The sequence below is a fragment of the Roseovarius sp. W115 genome (assembly GCF_032842945.2).
Lineage (GTDB): Bacteria > Pseudomonadota > Alphaproteobacteria > Rhodobacterales > Rhodobacteraceae > Roseovarius > Roseovarius rhodophyticola.
Genome location: NZ_CP146606.1, coordinates 1,915,735 through 1,935,487 on the forward strand (window position 1 = coordinate 1,915,735; position 19,753 = coordinate 1,935,487).

Sequence of the window (19,753 nt, forward strand, 5' to 3'; positions counted from 1 at the left end):
GATCAAGATGAGACCTGTTCTCTGAGTACTGATGCGGTCAGCGACATGAGCAGGTAGATACCGGTAAAGATCAGAAACGCAAGCAAAGTATTCTCGAACGACCTCGGATAGGAGGGATCTTGCGAGGCCACCGGTTTGACCGCAACTGTCAGGTATCGCACCTGTTTGTTGGCTTCGATCTCTGACTGCCGCTTGGTTTCAAGCGAGGATTGCAGCACCAGATCAGCGGTGGCCAGGTCGGCCTGAGCCATTTGGATTTCTGAGGCCTGTGAAGCAAGGGATGAATTGTCCTCTGTCGCCTTGTTCAATCGCGCGTTTTGTTTGTTGAGCTCGGCCTGAAGCACGTCAACTTCTGTGCGCAACGCCTCAACCCGCGCTTGGTTTGGCCGCGAGTTGTTGAGCTGTGTGTTTAGCGCCAGTTGTTTTTCCTGAAGCTGAATTTCCACGTTGTTGATCAGGCTACGGATATTTGCAATTTCACCTTCCGGGTCCAGAATTGTACCTTCCTGCAATGTCACAAGCCGTCTTTGTGCGGCGCGGCGTTCATCCTTAGCCTCGTCAAGGCTTTCTTGTGCCGTCTTGACGGCATCAAACCTTTTTTCCTGACTAAGCTGATCCACACGTTCTTCGGCGTATTCAATCAATTGTTCAGAGAAAAGCCGACTGATTTCGGGATCGGCTGTAGAAAGCTCCATCCGAATGACGCCTTCTGTGGGATCATAACCAAGCTTAACGTATTTCTTGTAGACCTTGTAGGCCGCTTCGTTTGTTGCGTCCGAGTCAAGCCGCTGCAGCGCGTCAATCGACTCCTGGCTGAAATGGGCGCGGAAACCCAGGTCTTCGTCGAGCCGCAGCATCGCATCCTTTGATTGCAGATAAGACTGCGTTGCGATGGAGTCTTGGCCAGTGGCAAATTGGCTCGGCAAAAGCCCTCCAAGACCACCTGCGCTTGCTCCTGCACCATCTGCCGTAAGGATCAGAAACTCGGATTTGGTGGTGTACATAGGCGTTGCGATGGCAAAGAAATAATATCCTGCAATGAGCGTAGGTAAAAACACAAAAGCCGTCAGGCGAGAAAGCAATAGTAGAAGTTTGCGCCGCCGCCTTGCCGCGATATCTTGTTGGATGCTTCTGATGTCTTGTGCGCGGCGCTCAGCAGGGCTGATGTCGGTTGCCGGTAAGTTGGTGCACTCACTTGGCAGTGTTTGGGGAAGCTGAACGTCTTGCTTTGTATCGGTACCACCCGTAGCAGCACCGCTAGCTCCGTTCGAAACGAGTTCGACAATATGTGCGCGTTGAAACGGATCAATTCCCTTGGCCCGCAAGAGCCGAACGGCATCAAAGTCAGATGTCGGAGCAAGCCCATGTTTGTGAGCCATGCGGCGCGCCATGCGCAACTGCCGTCCAGTCAAGCCTTCCTTGCGGATATGCTCAATGTCCAGTGACGCTTGGGATGTTGTCTCGACGGGAACAGCAGGCTGGGTGCTTTTCTCAATCTCCGGGCTGTGTTCTTGCGCAGCGGTGACGTCCGCTTCACCGGGTTCCGCCGATGCGCCCCCTTGGACGTCGAATTCGCATTCCGGCGAATGCGAAACTTTCTAGCTTTGGGTTTCGTAGTCATAAAGCTGTTTAGCCTCTTCCAAAGTATCGAACATGTGCAGTTTGCCATCCATAAGAACTGCGGCTTCTCTGGCGAATTTCTCTAGCGTGGCTGGCTGGTGCGATACGATCACAACTGTCGTGGTTTGCAAACGTTCCCGCAAAATTCCGCCGGCACGGCGATTGAACTCTACGTCTGTCGAACTCGGCATGCCTTCGTCGATCAGATACATGTCGAAGTCCAACGCCAGCATCAAAGCCAATGAAAAGCGTGACCGCATGCCAGACGAGTAGGTGCCGAGCGGCTGATCGAAATACTCACCCAGGTTACAGACATACCTGCAATAGGCTTCGACATAATCCGGGTCCAGACCATAGAGCCGCGCAATGTACCGTGAGTTTTCCTTTGCGGAAACGCGGCTGACGACGCCTCCCATGAAACCCAAGGGAAAGCTAATTCTGCAATCGCGACGCACATCGCCTTCGTCGGGCTTTTCCAAACCAGCCATGATGTTGATGAGAGTGGTTTTCCCTGTGCCATTCGGAGCCAAAATGCCGAGGCTGCGGCCCAATTCGACGCGAAAGGACACGCGATCAAGGATAACCTTGCGCTGTGTTCCTGTCCAAAAGGACTTACTCACATTCTCGAACTCGAGCATGCAAACGCTCCGAACTGCTCCGCTCGCCCTCTTTAACGGGGCTGCCTTAACACGGCATTAGCCGCTTTGCGGGACAGTATGTCTGAATTTTCGCCTAAATTACAATGAATCAGGGCTTTTTTGTGCCGGTGCGGCAAAAAAGCGGCTCACGACAGATCACATCGCCGAAACCGCCTTTTTCAAAGAGAACATGTTTGGCTTCGAAGGGGCTTACGCTATGGGCTGCCAGGCAAGGCCCGCCAAAACAGCGCCGGAGATCGCAAAACCTATGTAGGCGGCAAAGACACGCGGTTTGACCAAGGCCCAGACCGCAATGGCGGCAGGAATGCAGCTCACGCCGCCAGCTATGACAAAGCTCATTGCTGCTCCGTTACTCATTCCTTGGTCCAACAGTCCGCTGACCAGCGGCACTGCGGCATAGCCATTGAGGTAGGCCGGAGCGCCGACCAACGCACCAAGTACAATGGTTCCAATGCCATCTCCCCCAAGGGCTGTGGCAATCCACTCCGCTGGAACGTAGCGCAGCATCAAGGCCTCAAACACATAGGCAAGGGTCAACCATTTCAGAAGAAAAATGCCGTTCTCCAATAAGTTACGCCGAAACACTTCGTTGCGCGGGCTATCCACCCAAAACGCCCAAAGCGGTTTGCCTTCAAATGGTTTTTCGACACCACAACACCCGCCAATCTGGGGCTTTTCCCGCAATGGATTGGCAAAGATTACTGAACGCGCGAAGAGCATGGTTGCAGAACCGCCGAATAGGCCAAGACCTACTGCAGACACTGTTTTGGCGATGGCAAACTCCCATCCCAAGGTGCCCGAGGTGATCAGGAACATTGCGGGATCCATCAACGGTGATGCCAGCCAAAAGGCCATGACAGCACCGAGGGGCGCACCTAGGGCCAGCATAGCTGCGATAAACGGGATGACTTCACAGCTGCAAAACGGGGAAAGACCGCCCAGAAGCGCGGCGAAGACCACCATTTTCGCCTGATTGCCTTCAAATGCCTTTGCCAAGAGAGTCTCGGCGCCGGTTGCTTTCATATAGGCCACAGCCAGAACCGCGAAGACGATGAACGGTGCAGTGTGCAACAAGGCACCCGCGGTGAAGGTTACAGTTGGCCAAAGCTGTGGAGGGTCAAGGACCGCGACAAGCACTAGCACCAAGATCAAGGCCAGCCATGCCTTGTCGATATTGTGCCAGGTGCGACGCAGGGCAGGGGGTGAGATGTCAACCATGCTCATGACCTTCATGTGGGTGATCGGTATCGGCGCAACATTCACGCAAGAGAAACTCGCTCAATATGCGCAGCTCGTCATAGGCCACGGCGGCGCAAATGATGCTGCGCCCTTGTTTTTCCTGTGTGACAAGCCCGGCCTGAGACAGGATTTTCATATGATGGGTCAGGGTTGAGCCGGTGACACCAGTGCGTTCTCCCAATTCTCCGATACGCAATCCATCTGGCCCAGCACGCACCAACGTGTGCAGCACGACCAACCTTTGTTCACTCCCCAAAGCGGCAAAGGTAGAGGCGGCCTGTTCAAGCGGGATATCGGGAATCAATGCTGTTTTCATATTTCTAAAAATATAGAAATAAATATCTGTGACAAGTAATATTTCGAAAATTGTTGAAATAACGTGGTTCTGATTGCCGCAGGGCCTTTTATATCAAGCGTCTGTGGGGTATGAGCGCGCCGTTGTAACTCGAAAAAGAAGGATTCCCGAAATGGGGTACAAAGTCGTCGTCGCGGGGGCCACAGGCAATGTGGGCCGCGAAATGCTGAACATCCTGGCCGAACGCCAGTTTCCTGTCGATGAGATCGCCGTGCTTGCAAGCCGCCGGTCGCTCGGCACAGAAGTCAGCTTTGGCGAACGAACTTTGAAGACGGAAGATCTGGATACGTTCGACTTCACGGGCTGGGACATTGCGCTCTTTGCCATTGGTTCGGATGCCACCAAGAAATATGCCCCAAAATCTGCGGCGGCTGGATGTGTCGTGATCGATAACAGCTCACTCTATCGCTATGACCCAGACATCCCGCTGGTGGTGCCTGAGTGTAATCCCGAAGCAGTGGAGCAATACGCGAAGAAAAACATCATCGCCAACCCCAACTGCTCAACCGCGCAAATGGTTGTCGCACTAAAGCCGCTGCACGAGCGCGCGCGCATCAAACGGGTTGTGGTCAGCACCTATCAGTCTGTTTCGGGCTCTGGCAAAGACGCGATTGATGAGCTCTGGGACCAGACCAAGGCTCAGTACAATCCAACTGCCGATTATGAGCGCAAGGTCTACACCAAGGATATCGCCTTCAACGTCATTCCGCATATCGACAAATTCATGGAAGACGGCTCCACCAAGGAAGAATGGAAGATGGTTGTCGAGACCAAGAAGATCGTCGATCCCTCGATCAAGGTCACAGCCACCTGTGTGCGTGTGCCAGTGTTTGTGGGCCACTCTGAGGCGGTGAACATCGAATTCGAAGAGTTTCTCGATGAGGACGAGGCCCGCGATATTCTGCGCGAAGCGCCGGGTGTCATGGTGATCGATAAGCGCGAGGATGGCGGTTACGTCACGCCCCGCGAATGTGTGGGGGACTACGCCACCTTCATCAGCCGTATCCGGCAGGATAGCACAATCGACAATGGCCTGAACCTGTGGTGCGTGTCCGACAACCTGCGCAAGGGCGCGGCTCTCAATGCAGTGCAGATCGCCGAAACGCTCGGCAATCGGGTGTTGAAAAAGGGCTGAGCGGCCTTCTCAAATTCTAGATGAAATATGTGCCGTCCACATCTTGGGCGGCGCATTTTTTTATTTCTGAAAAATTTGCATAAACTCCCAAGAAACCGGGCGCGGCAGGCGTCATAAGGTCAGATGATCCTTGGATCGACGTTTCAGGAGAGTACCCCATGCGTGCAATTCCCCTCTTTTTGGCCGCGTTGCCAATTCCCGCCTTTGCTGACGATTTCGCCCTGTCCAGTGATGTGAGCGCAGTGACACTTTATCCTCAGGGTGCCACCATCACCCGCGAAGTGCCCTATACCATTCCAGGGGGTCAGCATCAGTTGATCCTATCGGATTTACCGCGCTCTACGCCTTTGGCTTCCGTGCGGGTCCAGGTCACCGGTGCGCAGATGGGCAGTGTGTCGGCACGCAACGATTTTGTTCCGCCGCGCAGCGAGAAAGAGACATCGGAACTTCAGGCCGCAAGAGCCGAAGTAGAGCGCCTCGAGGCTGCGTTGCGCGGAGCAGAGGGCGATATTGACGCCATCAGGCTTGAAGCAGACGCGGCGCAAGCGCGGGTCACGTTTCTGGAAAAACTGGGTGAAGGCGACGGTGTGGCAGAGCTGGATGTTACCTCCCTCAGGGATTTGTCTGCAATGATCGGAGACGAGACCCTAACCGCCCTGAAAACTGCGCATGAAGCTGAGCGCCGCGCCGAAGAGGCTACTTTGGCACTCAAAGACCTGACCAAAGACCTGGATGCGGCGCGTCAAGCTCTGGCGGCGCTGGTGCCTGAGCAGGAAGACAAAGCCATGCTTGCCGTCTCCGTGTCATCTGACGTGGAAACGCAAGGAACGCTGACCGTCACGTATAACACACACGAAGCAGGCTGGCAGCCGGTTTACGATGTGCGCCTGACGCGCGAGACTGGTGCGCTCAGCCTGGAACGCGGAGCCTATGTGGCGCAATACACCGGTGAGAATTGGGAGAACGCAGCGCTGACCCTTTCGACTGTGCGCCCAAGCGAGCAAACTGCGCCAAGCGATGTTTGGCCCTGGCTGCGTCGGATTTATGAAGCAGATGTGCAAGTGCGTGGCGCGGTTCAAAGCCTGGAAGCGTTCGCGGATCAGGCCGAAGGTCGTGTTGCCGCAGAGCCTGTTGCGGTGGAGCAAGCGGCGGCCAACTTCGATGGTCTTTCGGTCACGTATACCTATCCCGGACCTGTATCCGTGGCCTCAGGCGCGGATCGCGTGCGTCTGGCGTTGGGAGAGTTGGAAACCTCTGCCGAGCTTGTTGCTCAGGCTGTGCCGCTCAGTGATCAAACCGCCTTTCTTATGGCGAGTTTCACCAATGACATGGGCGAGCTGATCCTGCCCACGGCCGAGGCAAGCTTTTATCTGGATGATCGCTTTGTCGGCCAGCGTCCGATGCAAATGGTGGCATCCGGCGGTGAGGCTGAATTGTCCTTTGGTCCGATAGATGGCCTGCGCCTGACACGCACAGTACTTGATCGGAATGAAGGCGACAGGGGTGTCATCACAAAATCCAATCAGATCACCGAGGATGTGCGCATCGAGGTTGAGAACCTGACGGGACAAAGCTGGCCTGTGCGTCTGGTGGACCGCGTGCCCTATTCTGAGCAGGAGGATCTGGAGATCACCTGGAGCGCATCCCCCAAGCCGCAGGAAACAAGAGTAGACGACAAGCGCGGTGTTATGGCCTGGAACTTTGATCTTGCCGCAAGTGAGAGTCAGTCGGTGAAACTGTCACATACGATTGAATGGCCCGAAGGCATGTTCATTCAATAGCTGCGTGTTGCGGGCGGGGTTAAAACCGCTCCGCCCGCAGCACTTCACAATCGGTCACACAGACAACGCCTATGTGACGTTCCACCACTGAAAACGCCGCCTCCAACAGCGTATCAAGACGTTCGGGGCGAATGATGCACACGACCTGCACCATCCCATCGGCACGACCAACCTGACCGGACCGGCTCCATTCCCCTGATCGCCCGGATCCACCAAAAACAGGGAGAACGGTGTATCCCGTGACGTCGGCTTTCTGAAGGGCGTCGGTCAGGCGGCTCTGCATCACTTTTTCAATCGTGATTTCCACCCGCTTGGCTTTGTGGGTTTGCATATCAGCCTCCTGTCGCAGCACTGGCAATGGCCACATAGAGCGGAATGCCAAGCACAAGATTGAAAGGGAATGTCACGCCAAGTGAAAGCGTAAGGTAAATCGAAGGGTTGGCTTCGGGTAGGGCTACGCGCATTGCGGCGGGCACGGCAATGTAACTGGCCGAAGCCGAGAGCACCATGAGCAGCACAGTGCCACCAGTGGACAGGCCGAGCACCATGGCGGCAGCCAAGCCAGCAAGACTGCCGACGACTGGCATAATGAGACCGAAAGCCAAGCCTCCAAGACCAATCGCGCCTCGCCCTTTCTTCATACCCCGCCCTGCGACAAGCCCCATGTCGAGAAGGAAGAGGCACAGCACGCCTTTGAAGGGCGCTACTATGAAGCTGTCGATTTCTTTGAGCCCCTCGGGCCCTGTGACCCAGCCAATGAGGAATGCGCCGACCAATAGGACAATCGAACCATTGAGCAGGATCTCCCGCCATAGCCCTGCATCCATGCGCCCGCCTTTTTCGCCTCGCGAGACAAGCCAGAGCGCCGATAGGATCGCCGGTGCCTCCATCGCGGCAGCCACGGCGACCATGTAGCCCTCTGACGGGATCCCGCGGCTTTCAAGCACAGATGTGGCTGCCACAAAGGTCACAATCGAGATCGAGCCATAATGCCCGGCCACGGCAGCAGCGTTCAACCGATCCATGCGTGACACAACACGCAACAGCATGAAGGCAATGAATGGCAGGCTCGCAGACAGGACGATCCCTGCCAAGAGTGTGAGGCCGAGAGTGGCGTCGATGCCATGATCGGCGACGCTCACTCCGCCTTTGAACCCAATGGCAAAGAGCAGGTAGATTGATAAAGCCTTGGCAGCCGCTTCCGGCACCGAGAGATCGGATCTTGCCAGCGCTGCAGCGAGACCAAGAGCGAAGGACAAGACAATAGGCGAAATCAGATTGTCTGCGGCCAGCGAAAGAATTTCGGTCATAAAGTTCCTGTCCCTGTTTCTGGGGAACTAGTCGATTTGTAACGAAAAGAAAGTAGGACTTGATTTAGGCTTAAACCGGCACGAACTTGTCGTCCACCGCGCTGTAATGCTCAATCTCGCCTTCGCCAATGTCATGCCACAGGCCATGCACGGTCAGGGTGCCCTCGGCAATGCCATCACGCACGAAAGGGAAAGACATCAGGTTTTCCAGCGAGACGATGACGGCCTGCTTCTCTAACTCGGCGATACGTTTTTCCTTGTCCTCAATATCCTTGACCCGGTCATAGCCCGGGCGCAGAATATCCATCCACCGGCCCACAAAGCTTGTTTTGCCTTCCAGCTCGGGCGCTTCACCGGAACACATAGATTCACAGCCGCGCACGCCCCCGCAATTCGAATGGCCCAGCACGATTACATGCGCCACCTTCAAAGCAGTCACCGCGTATTCCACAGCTGCGGATGTACCATGCTGCGCGCCGTCCTCGGTAAAGGGGGGAACCAGGTTGGCGATGTTGCGGTGCAAGAAAAACTCACCTTGGTCAGCCCCAAACACGGCTGTGACATGCACCCGGCTGTCGCAGCAACAGATCACCATTGCGCGGGGATGCTGGCCCTCATGCGCCAGATGGCGATACCAAGCCTGATTATCTTTGTACTTTGTTGCCTTCCAGCCCTGGTAGCGCTGGACTAGATAACTTGGAAGCGGGCGGACTCTCTTCATCGCAAACGCCTCATTCTGTGTCCCATCGCTGCAGTTAATAATCCCAATTCGATAAGAATTCGAGAGAGAATTTGGCCCCCAGGCAAGGATTTGGGAACGTTGAAGGCGTAAAGGTCGCCTTGCCGATGGGGGCAAAACATGTGGGTGAAGATGTGGAACAGGTTACCCTTTTAGAACAAAAAGAGACGGTTCGGCTTGATTCCGATCGTCTGGAACAGCTGTATCATCAACTCGGCGAAGCTGGCGCGGAGAACATTGTGTGCCGCGCGCTTGAAGAGCTGGCGGCGCGGTTGTCACATACAGAGCGATGTTACCGTGCCGGTGAATTGCGAGACATGCGAAAAAACGCCCGCAGCTTGATCGCTATTTCCGAACAAATTGGTATGGAAATGCTGGCGCATGTGGCACGGGATGTCACCAAGTGCATTGACGAAGATGATCTTGTGGCACTCGCCGCGACTTTGGCTCGTTTGTTGCGTATTGGGGAAACATCGCTCTACGAAATCTGGGATCTTCAGGATTACTCGATCTGAATGCTTGCAGGCGGCGCAGTTGCGAGTAGGTTGAGGCGATACGTGCTTTGATCAGGATCGCTGCCTATGCCGCTCAAGTTTGCTGCCGAAAATGCTGATGCCATTCCTGTGCATGTGCTGGAACAAGAGGATGTTGAGGCATGGCTGGCAGATCAACAGAAGCGCACACAAACCTGGGTCAACGCCTCTGGGTTTACCGGCGCGTTGGGACAGATCACGCTCGTGCCCTCGTCGGATGGCGCGATCGAAATGGCACTGGCAGGATATGGCGCGTCTTCAAGCAGGGCGCGTGGACGCTTTCATCTGGCCTCCGTTGCGGGGCAGCTTCCGGAAGGCACCTATCGGCTTGAAGGTCTGGGATCAGACCGTGCCGAAGAAGAAGCGTTAGGCTGGCTTCTGGCCGGTTATGCGTTTGATCGCTACCGATCTCAAAAACCCGCAAATGCTCAACTTGTTGCCCCCTCAGGCGTGGATGCAAAACGACTGGAGGTGATTGCTGCTGGTGAAAGCCTCACCCGCGACCTCATCAACACGCCTGCTTGGGACATGGGTCCGGTTGAACTTGAAGCAGCCTGTGCAACGCTGGCCGATGAGTTTGGTGCGAACATCAACGTGACCCGTGGCGAGGCGCTTCTCGAACAGAATTTCCCGATGGTTCACACAGTTGGCCGTGCTGCAGAACAAGCGCCGCGTCTGATTGACATACGCTGGGGGGATGAAGGTCCAAAGCTTACGCTTGTGGGCAAGGGTGTGTGCTTTGACACAGGTGGGCTCAATCTTAAACCCGGGTCGAGCATGGGCCTCATGAAGAAAGACATGGGCGGCGCGGCAACTGGCCTGGGCTTGGCCCATATGATCATGGGGTTGAACCTGCCGCTTCAACTGCGTGTTCTGATCCCAGCGGTGGAAAACTCGGTCAGCAGCAATGCCTACAGACCGGGCGACATCCTGACGGCGCGCAATGGCATGACGGTTGAGATCAACAATACCGATGCCGAAGGGCGTCTTGTGCTGGCAGATGCGCTCAGCTTTGCCGCCGAAGATAGCCCGGATTTCATGATTTCCATGGCGACTCTGACTGGCGCGGCGCGCGTGGCCGTTGGTCCTGACCTTGCGCCGTACTTCACGGATGACCTTGCTTTTGCAAGCGCGCTGGAAACGTCGGCGGCAAAAGTTGCAGATCCGGTTTGGCGGCTGCCATTTCACACGCCCTACGAGGCGATGATCGAGCCTGGGATCGCTGACCTGGACAATGCGCCGAAGGGTGGATTTGCGGGATCGATCACAGCAGCGCTCTTTCTGAGACGTTTCGCGTGCGAAACATCTTATGCGCATTTCGACATTTACGGCTGGAACCCCACCGCCGCCCCGGCGCGTCCCAAGGGTGGCGTTGGTATGGGCGCGCGCGCCATCTTGCAAGCCCTGCCCGAGGTGCTGGGCCTATGAACGACCGGCGGCGCACACCATTTAACGGCAAGGTAGCAGCTGCGCATCTTAAGGGCCTTGTCGATGCAGATCGCTATGTTGAGGCGGAACCGAAACATGTCGCGGTTGTTACTGCCGACTTGTGCACCGAACCGGGTGGTGCCAGAGATCGCCAGCTTCTGCGTGGCGAGGCGTTCATGTGTCTAGATGTGCAAGAAGCATGGGTTTTTGGGTATGCCGAAAAAGATGGTTACGTCGGGTGGGTCGAGGCGGCCAGCCTCAATGGGCACCCTTCCGATGTTCCGACGCATCGCGTCGCGTCGGCTCGAAGCTATGGCAAGTCCACGCCAGGTCTGAAGGAGATGGGTCGCGTGACCCCCTTCCGTTTGATGCCCGCCTTGCTGTGGTCGACGAAATCGATGGATGGTCACGGATCGCATGGGGGCGCGGTACTCTGCCGCGTGACCTGTATGTTCCGTCCAAACATCTCGTGCGTCTGGATTTTGCAGCAGAAGATCCCATCGCAGTCGCCGAACTCTTTCTTGGAACGCCTTATCTTTGGGGTGGCAATTCCGCGTTTGGCATTGATTGTTCGGGTCTTATTCAAGCAGCGTGCGTTGCATGTGATGTCGCGTGTCCGGGAGACAGTGACATGCAGGCGGTCGAATTGGGTGTTGAACTGCCTGAAGACGCGCCACTCAAGCGCGGTGACTTGATATTCTGGAGCGGTCATGTGGCCTGGGTTGTCAATCCTGACAAGATTTTGCACGCCAATGCCCATCACATGGCCGTCGTACACGAGCCGCTCAAGTCCGCGATTGCGCGGATTGAGACGCAAGGCGGTGGGCCGGTGACCGCCCGCAAGCGACTGGAGATACCAACATGAGCGATCCCTTCTTTCAGCCTGTATCGGGAATGGAATTGCCGCGGTTCGCGGGTGTGCCCACCTTTATGCGCTTGCCGCATGTCTCCAAAGATCATGCCAAATATGGTGACGTTGATGTGGGGTTGATCGGCGTGCCCTGGGACAGTGGCACCACCAACCGTCCCGGCCCACGTCATGGGCCGCGACAGTTAAGGGATGCTTCGACCATGATCCGGGCGCAGCACGCGGTGAACGGCGTGCGTCCCTTTGAGGCGCTGAACTGTGCTGATTTGGGAGATGTCGGGCCGAACCCGGCGGATATCGAAGACAGCATGGCGCGGATCACCGCATTTTACGGCGATGTACTGTCCTCTGGAATAAAGCCACTGACGGCAGGGGGCGATCATCTAACGTCGCTGCCTATCCTCAGGGCCGTGGCCAAAGATGGCCCGGTTGGCATGATCCATTTCGACAGCCACACGGATCTCTTTCACAGCTACTTTGGCGGGCAGATGTACACCCACGGCACACCGTTCCGGCGCGCTGTGGAAGAGGGGCTTTTGGACCCCAAACGCGTCGTTCAAATCGGCTTGCGCGGCAGTATGTATGACGAGGAAGACCGTGATTTTGCCGCAGCTGAGGGCATTCGCCTGATCTTGATCGAAGAGTTTTTCGCACGCGGGGTCGAAGATGTGATGGCCGAGGCGCGCGAGATTGCCGGTGAGGGTGCGACTTACATCAGCTACGACATCGACTTTGTGGACCCGACATTTGCACCCGGGACTGGCACTCCCGAGGTGGGTGGCCCGAATAGTTTTCAGGCGCTTCAGGTGTGTCGTGAATTGGCCGGGGTGAACATCGTTGGGGCGGACATGGTTGAGGTCTCACCACCCTTCGACAGCTCTGGTAATACGGCTTTTCTGGGCGTGTCGATCATGTTCGAAATTCTGTGTGTCATGGCCATGCAGAGCGCCGCATGAGTGAGATTGCCAACACAGATCAGGCTGAATACTGGTCTGGGCCTTCCGGTCAGAAATGGGTTCAGAAGCAGGATATGTTTGATACCTTGATGACGCCGGTGCTCGAGGTGCTTCTGGCCAGAGCGGGCATAAAATCAGGTCAAAAGGTTCTGGATATCGGATGTGGGACGGGTGCCAGCCTGTTACAGCTTGCCGGCGTTGTGGGACCATCAGGGCATGTGACGGGTGTTGATGTTTCAACTCCAATGCTGGCAATGGCGCGCGGACGCATCGAGACTGCGGGGCTGGACAATGTGACATGTATTGAGGCCGACGCGCAGGTGTATAACCTTGGCTCAATGGCCGTGGACCAAATTGTTTCACGCTTTGGCGTCATGTTTTTCGAAGACCCCTATGCCGCCTTTGCCAACATTGCCACGGCCCTTGCACCGGGTGGAACCATAACCTTCATCACCTGGGCCGGACTGCCAGAAAACCCTTGGTTTCGCCTGCCCATCGAATTTGCCAAAGCGCGCGTCGGGTCACCGCCGTCCCCTGATCCCCGTGCACCTGGTCCGATGGCGTTCAGTGAACAGGACTATGTAAAGGACATCTTGACCCAGGCTGGGTTTCGGAACGTCACGGCAGAGACTGTGCGGCCCAATCTTACGCCTTTGGGTAGCTTACCTGACGTTGCTGACTTTGCGGGGCGCGAAGGGCCGGCCAGCAGGATTGTCAACGATATGGGCGGATCGGACGATGATGTGTTGGCCATTGTCTCTGACCTTGAAAACGCGATGCGTGATTTCGACACGAGGGACGGTGTGCGTATTCCTGCGAAACTTAATCTGTTCAGCGCGTCCGCAGCTGATTGAGCAATGTGCGTGATGGGTGCCCGTCGGCCTTGGTGCCGATGGATTGCTGGTAAGCAATAATGGATTTGCGGGTGTTCGGTCCGATCAATCCGTCAATTTTTTCAAGCGGATACCCTTTGCGTTTGAGAATACGCTGGATTTCCTTGCGCTCTTCAAAGCTGACTGGCTCATAGCCGCGGGGCCAACTGGCCTGAATTTCAGGCCGGCCTGCGATACGGTCAGCCAGATGGCCTACGCCAATCGCATAGGCATCGGCGTTGTTATAGCGCTTGATCACGTCGAAATTGGCAAAAACCATGAAGGACGCGCCTTGAGGACCTGCCGGTTGCAGGATGCGTGCCGCGCCATAGTCCCTCACCGCGCGTCCATCTATGCCCACAACGCCTCGGCTGGCCCAGTCCGATGGCATGCGTTTGGTTTTGCCGAATCGCGCCCCATTGGGTACGCGGACCTCAACACCCCAGGGCATGCCTTTGCGCCAGCCAAACCGCTTGAGATAGGCGGCGGTGGAGGCCAAAGCATCGGAAGGGTCTTTTGACCAGATGTCGCGCTTGCCATCGCCAGTGAAATCCACGGCATAGGCTTCATAGGAGGTGGGAATGAATTGGGTGTGTCCCATGGCTCCAGCCCACGAGCCCTTGAAGTTCTGGGGTGTGACATCCCCCGATTGCAGAATTTTCAACGCGGCGATGAGCTGTTTTTCGAAAAACGCCCCGCGCCGTCCATCAAAAGCCAGTGTTGAGAGCGCCTCAATGACCGGAATGTCACCGGTGCGAGAGCCGTATCGGCTTTCCAGACCCCACACGGCGGTGATCACTTCTTTCTCGACGCCATAGGCTTGTTCAATTCGTTTGAGTGCACGGTTGTGGCGGCGCAGGGCCTTGCGACCCAGATCAACACGCTCCGGCGAGGCCGCGCTGTCGAGGTAGTCCCAAATCTGGCGCTTGAACTCGGCTTGATTGCGATCTTTTGAGATCACGTCCGCATTGTAGGTCACGCCTCGGAACGCTCGGTCCAAAATGGCATTGCTGATCCCTGCGGACCGCGCCCGACTGCGAAAGCCGCGCACCCACTGGTCGAAAGCAGGGTTTGAGGCGACAACGGTGAGAGCTTCAGGTGTCTGCGCAACCGCCGATAGCCCATCAGGACGTGCCTTGGGCCGCAGGCTGCGTGCCAATGACGCTTTGATCACGGTCTCCGGCTCTGCTGTGGCAACGGCAGGTTCCGCCACGGGCCGGACCTGAGGTCGCAGCGAAGATTCCACCGGTGTAGCCGGTGCGATATTAGCAAGCGACGCGGCAAGTGCCGCGGTGACAAGGCGTTTGGTATACATGCTCGACCCCTTTTCGGGTTTTTCTTATTGTAGCTTGAAAGAGGAGTTCCTCAAAGACGTCAATTAAAGATGTCGCGAGGGTTCGCCTATGATGCCGGGCCAGCGTCGCAACTTTCGCCCATCTTCGCCAGATAGTCGCGCAGCATGGAGACACGTCTGGGACGAAATGAAGCTCCGGTTAACTCCAGACTTCGCATACGATCCAGACGGAATGCACGGAAGTCTTGGCGCAGGTGGCACCATGCCAGCAGACACAAAGAGGCCTGCATGAAAACTACGGACAAAGGATCAACCTCGCGTGAGGTTTCACGATCTTCGGCATCTGTATACTCAAAGCGGATGGTTTTTTCGTCCCAAGTGGCTTTGCGGAGCACTGCGGCGTCGATGCCAGGCTCGGGAAGAGGCCGGAAGCTGACCGCGTTGAGAACTGCATGTTCCAATCTGTGTGCTTGGCTGGCAGGCAAGCGCGCGCGCAGTTTTGCCAAGGCCGAATTGGCGGCTTGCGCCAACGTGCTGTCTCCAACCTCGCTCACTTCGCGAAGCCCAAAAACCAGCGCCTCAAGCTCATCATCATCAAAGCTAAGAGGTGGCAGAGCGGCGTCTTCGACCAGTGTGTAACCAAAACCGGACGCTCCATCGATCACCGCTCCCAGACCGCGCAGGGCGTCAATGTCCCGGTAAATCGTGCGTGGGGTGACATCCATGAGTTCGGCCAGCCGCGTCGCTGTTGCGGGCGGTGGCAAACTGCGCAAGGTTTGCATGAGTTGGAACAATCGGGTCGTGCGGCTCATGGGCGGACTATGCCTGAAGGTGCTGACAATTTGTGTCAGTACATCACCACGGGCTCGAATGGGAAAGGTTTTGCCGTCTTACCGCCGTTTGCGCGAGACCTTGCGCTTCACCTTTGCGGTTTTCTTTTTGTCCCGCGCAAGTTTGCGCTTGGGCCCAGACCCACGGCGTCCGCCCCGGGGTTTTGAAGTGTTCGGTGTGATGTTCTCACCGTCCAGCCGCACCAGATCCAGAGCGAGACCGCCGGTCACAGGGGCTGCTTCGGCCAGGCGCACAACAACCCGTTGTCCGAGACCTATGGTCAGTCCAGTGTCTTCTCCCATCAAGGTGCCCGCATCACGATCAAAACGGAAATACTCACGCCCCAAAGCGCGCATCGGGATCAGCCCGTCCGCCCCGGTCTCATCGAGTCGTACAAAGGCACCAAATTTCGCGATACCACTGATCCGCCCTGTAAATTCATCGCCAATCCGCTCTGACAGAAAGGCCGCGAGGTAGCGGTCGTTGGTATCCCGTTCAGCGGTCATCGAACGACGTTCGGTTTCCGAGATATGCTCCCCAGTGCCTTGCAGGCGCTCCTCGTCCTCACGGCTCAACCCGTCCTCTCCCCAGCCATGGGAGGAGATCAGCGCGCGATGCACGATCAGGTCGGCATAGCGGCGGATGGGCGAGGTGAAATGCGCGTATGACTGAAGTGCCAGACCAAAGTGACCAAAATTGGCAGGCGCATAATAGGCTTGGGTCATGGCGCGCAGCGTGGCGAGGTTCACGGTTTCGGCGTGATCTGTGCCAACAGCACCTTTGAGAAGCTGATTGATATGCGAGGTCTTGAGCACTTGCCCTTTGGCCAGTGTCAGACCCGCTGCATCGGCCACGTCTCGCAATGTATCAAGCTTTTCGGGCGGAGGTTCTTCATGGACCCGAAACAGCAGTGCGGATTTCTCGGCGATAAGCGTCTCAGCTGCCGCGACATTCGCCAACACCATCATATCTTCGATCAGGCGATGCGCATCGAGCCGTTCAGAAAAGTTCACTGAAACAACCTTACCTTCATCGCTCAGCACGACTTTGCGTTCGGGCAGGTCCAGATCGAGCGGTTGCCGTCGCTTGCGTGCCTCGGTGAGGGCTGCATGGGCGTCGTAAAGCGGAGTAATTACGCTATCCATCAAAGGGGTGCATTTATCGTTTGGTGCGCCGTCGCGGGCCTCCTGCACCTCTTTGTAGTTGAGCGAAGCCGCCGAGCGCATGAGGCCGCGCACAAAGTGATGGCCGATCTTGTCCCCATGTGCATTTATTTGCATCCGAACCGCGATGCAGGCACGCGGTACGCCTTCATGCAACGAACACAGATCCCCGGAGAGCCGGTCTGGCAACATCGGGACAACGCGGTCTGGGAAATAGCTGGAATTGCCGCGCTTGCGGGCCTCGGCATCAAGGGCCGAGCTGGAAGTGACGTAGTGAGCGACATCAGCAATGGCGACCCAGATGACATAGCCGCCTTCGTTTTTTGGATCATCATCCTCATGCGCCCAAACCGCATCGTCATGGTCGCGTGCATCGGCGGGATCAATTGTCACCAATGGCATATCGCGCATGTCTTCGCGACCTTTGAGGCCCGCCGGTTTCTTGGCATCTGCTTCCGCGATCACGTCGTCTGGAAAATCGTCGGGGATGCCATGTTGGTGAATGGCGATGAGGGAAACTGCCTTCGGTGCTGTCGGGTCACCGAGCCGGTCCAGGATGCGCGCGCGAGGCAGGCCCATGCGATCCTTCGGGCCGGCCTGTTCGGCCTCGACCAACTCACCGTCCTTTGCCCCGGCTGTGGCACCCGCAGCAACGACCCATTCCTTGCCGTCACCCTTGTCGATGGGCATGATCCGTCCGCCCTCAGCACGTTTGCGGAATATGCCCAGAATTTTGCGTGGGTTGGTCCCAATCCTCCGAATGAGCCTCGCTTCATATTGATGCGCTTCGCCCTTTACTTCTTGCAAGCGAGCTAAGATGCGTTCGCCCGGAGCCATCGCTGGATCGGAGGCGCGTGGGACAAGCATCACAACAGGCTCCTTACCCTCGCCGTGCCATTCCAAAGGCCGTGCTAGTAGCTCACCATCCGGGGTCTGGTCGTTGATCTGCAGGATACTCACCGGCGGCAATTTGTCGGGATCGCGATAGGTCTTCTTGCGCTTCTCCAGATGCCCTTCGGTTTCTAGCTCTTTCAGAATGCGCTTGAGGTCAATACGCGCAGCCCCCTTGATGCCAAATGCCTTGGCGATGTCGCGCTTGGATGTAAGCGTCGGGTTGTCGGCGATCCATTGCAGGATCTCGGGTTTGGTGGGCAGGGTACTCATACTGGTCGGCCTAACACGAAGCGGTGCGGGGTTCTATCGACGATTGATGGGTTGAAACTTGGCGAGGTCTTCGATGGTATCGATGTCGGGCAGCGTATCAACAAAGCCGATACGCTTGCCGGGCAGAGTGGCAAGACTGTCGTCCAGTGCGTGATTGGTTGACCAGCGTACGCCTTGGAACATTGTTGACGGTAAGGTGGCATTTGCGCCAGTGCCGACCAGCCAGAAACCGCCATCCTCTGCGGGGCCAAAAACGGCATCCTGCGCGCCGAGTGTGTTGAAGGCTTGGGAAACGTGGCGCTGTGAAATGCCCGGAATGTCGCCTCCGATGAGGCAAACAGGGTTTCGGTCAAACGTGCGCAAAAGCCGCGCCATACGCACACCTAAATCGCCCTGACCTTGCGGTATGCGCGGCAAATGGGCGGGCCATGCGCGGGAGGTAAGACCAGTGTAGTCTGGCGCGACAGCAAGGATAATGTTCCAGCGACGGGGTGCATACAGCCTGCGGAGCAGGGCACGGGATTGATGGCGGAACCACCAGGCCGCATTGGTCATTCCTATGTCGCGACCCAAACGGGTTTTCACCAGCCCCGCGCGTGGTTCTTTCAGCATGACGATCAGTATAGGTCGCAGCATGGCTCTAGCGGAAATAGTCGGTCAGGATGCGGCGATAGATCGCCTTTAGCTTATGCACGTCAGCGACATTCACGTGTTCATCAACCTGATGCATGGATTTGCCGACAAGACCAAATTCGACCACAGGGCAGTGATCTTTGACAAACCGCGCGTCTGATGTGCCGCCTGTTGTGGAAAGATCCGGCGCGATACCGGTTTCAGCTTTCACAGCGTTGGCAACCATGCTCGAAAGCGCTCCAGGAGGTGTGACAAAGCTTTCACCGGAGACTTTGATTCTAACATCACTTTGCACCCCGAACTCTGAGGAAACGTCTTCGATCTGCGACATAAGCCAAGCTGTCAGATTGTCGCTGGAATGCGCATCGTTGAACCGGATGTTCACGGTGGCGTGGCATTCGGCAGGGATAACATTGGTTGTCGGATTGCCTGTGTCGATGTTTACAACCGCGAGCGTAGACGGGTCAAAGTGATCCGTGCCGCTGTCCAAGGTGTGCGAGGCCAGTAGGTCTACCAACCGTGCCATGGCCGGAAGTGGATTGCGCGCGCGATGTGGATAGGCGGAATGGCCTTGCACGCCCGTTAGCGTGATCCAGGCCGACATAGACCCGCGGCGTCCGATCTTGATCATGTCCCCTAAGGTTTCTGGGCAGGTTGGTTCCCCCACAAGGCAGACATCCATTCTTTCGCCCTGGGCCTGCATCCAGTCCAAAAGCGCCACTGTGCCATCTGTCGCGTCGCCTTCCTCATCGCCAGTTATGGTCAGGACAATAGCGCCGTCCGGAGGGGTCTCTTTCACGTGATCTATGGCCGCTGCGGCAAAGGCTGCAACACCGGATTTCATATCGGTGGCCCCGCGCCCCCATAGAACACCATCCCTGATCTCAGCGCCAAAAGGTGGTTTTGTCCAGGCGGCTTCGTCCCCAACGGGAACCACATCTGTATGACCGTTAAACCCAAAACTGCGGGCTGCGCCTTTTTCTCCCCAGCGTGCAAAAAGATTGCATGTGCCCGCGCGGTCCACGCGCTTGCAATTAAAACCAGCCCTAGACAGTTCGGCTTCCAGCAGCTCAAGTGCGCCACCTTCCGCAGGCGTGATTGACGGGCAGCGTACAAGTCGAGCAGTGAGGTCTACTGGGTCTACAGAAGCGTGAGAAGAGTGCGACATGAACC

The 19,753-nt window shown here is 56.7% G+C and carries 19 protein-coding genes and 1 pseudogene; 8 read left to right on the forward strand and 12 right to left on the reverse strand.

Translation table 11 applies throughout. The features are described 5' to 3' along the window. Window positions 1-2 precede the first annotated feature (2 nt). From RZS32_RS09665 to RZS32_RS09680, 4 genes and pseudogenes are all read right to left on the reverse strand, one after another. A pseudogene (locus tag RZS32_RS09665) lies at window positions 3-1,621 on the reverse strand (capsule biosynthesis protein). Then, a complete protein-coding gene (locus tag RZS32_RS09670) occupies window positions 1,599-2,258 on the reverse strand; it encodes an ABC transporter ATP-binding protein (protein ID WP_317056775.1) in 660 nt (219 codons plus the stop codon). Before RZS32_RS09670 ends, RZS32_RS09665 begins: the two are co-directional and overlap by 23 nt. A 210-nt stretch (window positions 2,259-2,468) precedes the next feature. Beyond that, window positions 2,469-3,497 carry a permease gene (locus RZS32_RS09675; protein WP_317056776.1) on the reverse strand — a complete coding sequence of 343 codons (1,029 nt, stop codon included), beginning with the start codon at window positions 3,495-3,497 and terminating at the stop codon, window positions 2,469-2,471. Continuing rightward, window positions 3,490-3,834: an ArsR/SmtB family transcription factor gene (locus tag RZS32_RS09680; protein WP_317056777.1), complete on the reverse strand. Its 345-nt coding sequence runs from the start codon at window positions 3,832-3,834 to the stop codon at window positions 3,490-3,492. Before RZS32_RS09680 ends, RZS32_RS09675 begins: the two co-directional genes overlap by 8 nt. A 151-nt stretch (window positions 3,835-3,985) precedes the next feature. Here RZS32_RS09680 and RZS32_RS09685 point away from each other — a divergent pair, with 151 nt between their 5' ends. Together RZS32_RS09685 and RZS32_RS09690 are read left to right on the forward strand one after the other, a co-directional pair. Further along, the gene (locus RZS32_RS09685) at window positions 3,986-5,008 is read left to right on the forward strand and encodes an aspartate-semialdehyde dehydrogenase (protein ID WP_317056778.1); all 1,023 of its coding nucleotides are present in this window, start codon (window positions 3,986-3,988) and stop codon (window positions 5,006-5,008) included. Window positions 5,009-5,166: 158 nt separating this feature from the next. After that, on the forward strand, window positions 5,167-6,789 hold the full coding sequence (locus tag RZS32_RS09690) for a DUF4139 domain-containing protein (protein WP_317056779.1): 1,623 nt from the start codon (window positions 5,167-5,169) through the stop codon (window positions 6,787-6,789). Between the two features lie 19 nt (window positions 6,790-6,808). Here RZS32_RS09690 and RZS32_RS09695 read toward each other — a convergent pair whose 3' ends face one another. From RZS32_RS09695 to RZS32_RS09705, 3 genes are all read right to left on the reverse strand, one after another. Continuing rightward, complete coding sequence (locus RZS32_RS09695) at window positions 6,809-7,120, reverse strand: P-II family nitrogen regulator (RefSeq protein WP_317056780.1); 312 nt, start codon at window positions 7,118-7,120, stop codon at window positions 6,809-6,811. 1 nt (window position 7,121) lies between these two features. Beyond that, window positions 7,122-8,099, reverse strand: a complete 978-nt coding sequence (locus RZS32_RS09700; RefSeq protein ID WP_317056781.1) for a sodium-dependent bicarbonate transport family permease — start codon at window positions 8,097-8,099, stop codon at window positions 7,122-7,124. Between the two features lie 70 nt (window positions 8,100-8,169). Continuing rightward, entirely contained in the window at window positions 8,170-8,820 is a 651-nt protein-coding gene (locus RZS32_RS09705) for a carbonic anhydrase (protein WP_317056782.1), read from the reverse strand. A gap of 125 nt (window positions 8,821-8,945) precedes the next feature. On the opposite strand from RZS32_RS09705, the gene RZS32_RS09710 reads away from it, so the two are divergent. From RZS32_RS09710 to RZS32_RS09735, 6 genes are all read left to right on the forward strand, one after another. Further along, a complete protein-coding gene (locus tag RZS32_RS09710; RefSeq protein WP_317056783.1) occupies window positions 8,946-9,353 on the forward strand; it encodes a hypothetical protein in 408 nt (135 codons plus the stop codon). Window positions 9,354-9,419: 66 nt separating this feature from the next. Beyond that, on the forward strand, window positions 9,420-10,799 hold the full coding sequence (locus RZS32_RS09715) for a leucyl aminopeptidase family protein (protein ID WP_317056784.1): 1,380 nt from the start codon (window positions 9,420-9,422) through the stop codon (window positions 10,797-10,799). Next, window positions 10,796-11,494, forward strand: coding sequence for a hypothetical protein (locus RZS32_RS09720; protein WP_317056785.1), 699 nt, complete (start codon window positions 10,796-10,798; stop codon window positions 11,492-11,494). The genes RZS32_RS09715 and RZS32_RS09720 overlap by 4 nt, the downstream gene beginning before the upstream one ends. After that, window positions 11,380-11,664, forward strand: coding sequence for a hypothetical protein (locus tag RZS32_RS09725; RefSeq protein WP_317057887.1), 285 nt, complete (start codon window positions 11,380-11,382; stop codon window positions 11,662-11,664). The genes RZS32_RS09720 and RZS32_RS09725 overlap by 115 nt, the downstream gene beginning before the upstream one ends. Beyond that, entirely contained in the window at window positions 11,661-12,623 is a 963-nt protein-coding gene (gene speB, locus RZS32_RS09730) for an agmatinase (RefSeq protein ID WP_317056786.1), read from the forward strand. Before RZS32_RS09725 ends, speB begins: the two co-directional genes overlap by 4 nt. After that, a complete protein-coding gene (locus RZS32_RS09735; RefSeq protein WP_317056787.1) occupies window positions 12,620-13,477 on the forward strand; it encodes a class I SAM-dependent methyltransferase in 858 nt (285 codons plus the stop codon). The genes speB and RZS32_RS09735 overlap by 4 nt, the downstream gene beginning before the upstream one ends. Here RZS32_RS09735 and RZS32_RS09740 read toward each other — a convergent pair. The 5 genes from RZS32_RS09740 to dapE form a co-directional block, all read right to left on the reverse strand. Beyond that, window positions 13,455-14,810, reverse strand: coding sequence for a lytic murein transglycosylase (locus tag RZS32_RS09740; RefSeq protein WP_317056788.1), 1,356 nt, complete (start codon window positions 14,808-14,810; stop codon window positions 13,455-13,457). The genes RZS32_RS09735 and RZS32_RS09740 overlap by 23 nt on opposite strands. A gap of 86 nt (window positions 14,811-14,896) precedes the next feature. Continuing rightward, complete coding sequence (locus RZS32_RS09745) at window positions 14,897-15,601, reverse strand: helix-turn-helix transcriptional regulator (RefSeq protein ID WP_317056789.1); 705 nt, start codon at window positions 15,599-15,601, stop codon at window positions 14,897-14,899. Between the two features lie 78 nt (window positions 15,602-15,679). Continuing rightward, window positions 15,680-17,947: a ribonuclease R gene (gene rnr, locus RZS32_RS09750; RefSeq protein ID WP_317056790.1), complete on the reverse strand. Its 2,268-nt coding sequence runs from the start codon at window positions 17,945-17,947 to the stop codon at window positions 15,680-15,682. Window positions 17,948-17,980: 33 nt separating this feature from the next. Next, entirely contained in the window at window positions 17,981-18,580 is a 600-nt protein-coding gene (locus tag RZS32_RS09755) for a TIGR04282 family arsenosugar biosynthesis glycosyltransferase (RefSeq protein WP_317057888.1), read from the reverse strand. Window positions 18,581-18,587: 7 nt separating this feature from the next. Continuing rightward, window positions 18,588-19,748 carry a succinyl-diaminopimelate desuccinylase gene (gene dapE, locus RZS32_RS09760; protein WP_317056791.1) on the reverse strand — a complete coding sequence of 387 codons (1,161 nt, stop codon included), beginning with the start codon at window positions 19,746-19,748 and terminating at the stop codon, window positions 18,588-18,590. Window positions 19,749-19,753: the final 5 nt, after the last annotated feature.

Coding starts and splice junctions, on each gene's coding strand:
- RZS32_RS09670 (WP_317056775.1), bottom strand. CDS start 2,258: ATGCTCGAGTTCGAGAATGTGAGTAAGTCCTTTTGGACAGGAACACAG.
- RZS32_RS09675 (WP_317056776.1), bottom strand. CDS start 3,497: ATGGTTGACATCTCACCCCCTGCCCTGCGTCGCACCTGGCACAATATC.
- RZS32_RS09680 (WP_317056777.1), bottom strand. CDS start 3,834: ATGAAAACAGCATTGATTCCCGATATCCCGCTTGAACAGGCCGCCTCT.
- RZS32_RS09685 (WP_317056778.1), top strand. CDS start 3,986: ATGGGGTACAAAGTCGTCGTCGCGGGGGCCACAGGCAATGTGGGCCGC.
- RZS32_RS09690 (WP_317056779.1), top strand. CDS start 5,167: ATGCGTGCAATTCCCCTCTTTTTGGCCGCGTTGCCAATTCCCGCCTTT.
- RZS32_RS09695 (WP_317056780.1), bottom strand. CDS start 7,120: ATGCAAACCCACAAAGCCAAGCGGGTGGAAATCACGATTGAAAAAGTG.
- RZS32_RS09700 (WP_317056781.1), bottom strand. CDS start 8,099: ATGACCGAAATTCTTTCGCTGGCCGCAGACAATCTGATTTCGCCTATT.
- RZS32_RS09705 (WP_317056782.1), bottom strand. CDS start 8,820: ATGAAGAGAGTCCGCCCGCTTCCAAGTTATCTAGTCCAGCGCTACCAG.
- RZS32_RS09710 (WP_317056783.1), top strand. CDS start 8,946: ATGGGGGCAAAACATGTGGGTGAAGATGTGGAACAGGTTACCCTTTTA.
- RZS32_RS09715 (WP_317056784.1), top strand. CDS start 9,420: ATGCCGCTCAAGTTTGCTGCCGAAAATGCTGATGCCATTCCTGTGCAT.
- RZS32_RS09720 (WP_317056785.1), top strand. CDS start 10,796: ATGAACGACCGGCGGCGCACACCATTTAACGGCAAGGTAGCAGCTGCG.
- speB (WP_317056786.1), top strand. CDS start 11,661: ATGAGCGATCCCTTCTTTCAGCCTGTATCGGGAATGGAATTGCCGCGG.
- RZS32_RS09735 (WP_317056787.1), top strand. CDS start 12,620: ATGAGTGAGATTGCCAACACAGATCAGGCTGAATACTGGTCTGGGCCT.
- RZS32_RS09740 (WP_317056788.1), bottom strand. CDS start 14,810: ATGTATACCAAACGCCTTGTCACCGCGGCACTTGCCGCGTCGCTTGCT.
- RZS32_RS09745 (WP_317056789.1), bottom strand. CDS start 15,601: ATGAGCCGCACGACCCGATTGTTCCAACTCATGCAAACCTTGCGCAGT.
- rnr (WP_317056790.1), bottom strand. CDS start 17,947: ATGAGTACCCTGCCCACCAAACCCGAGATCCTGCAATGGATCGCCGAC.
- dapE (WP_317056791.1), bottom strand. CDS start 19,748: ATGTCGCACTCTTCTCACGCTTCTGTAGACCCAGTAGACCTCACTGCT.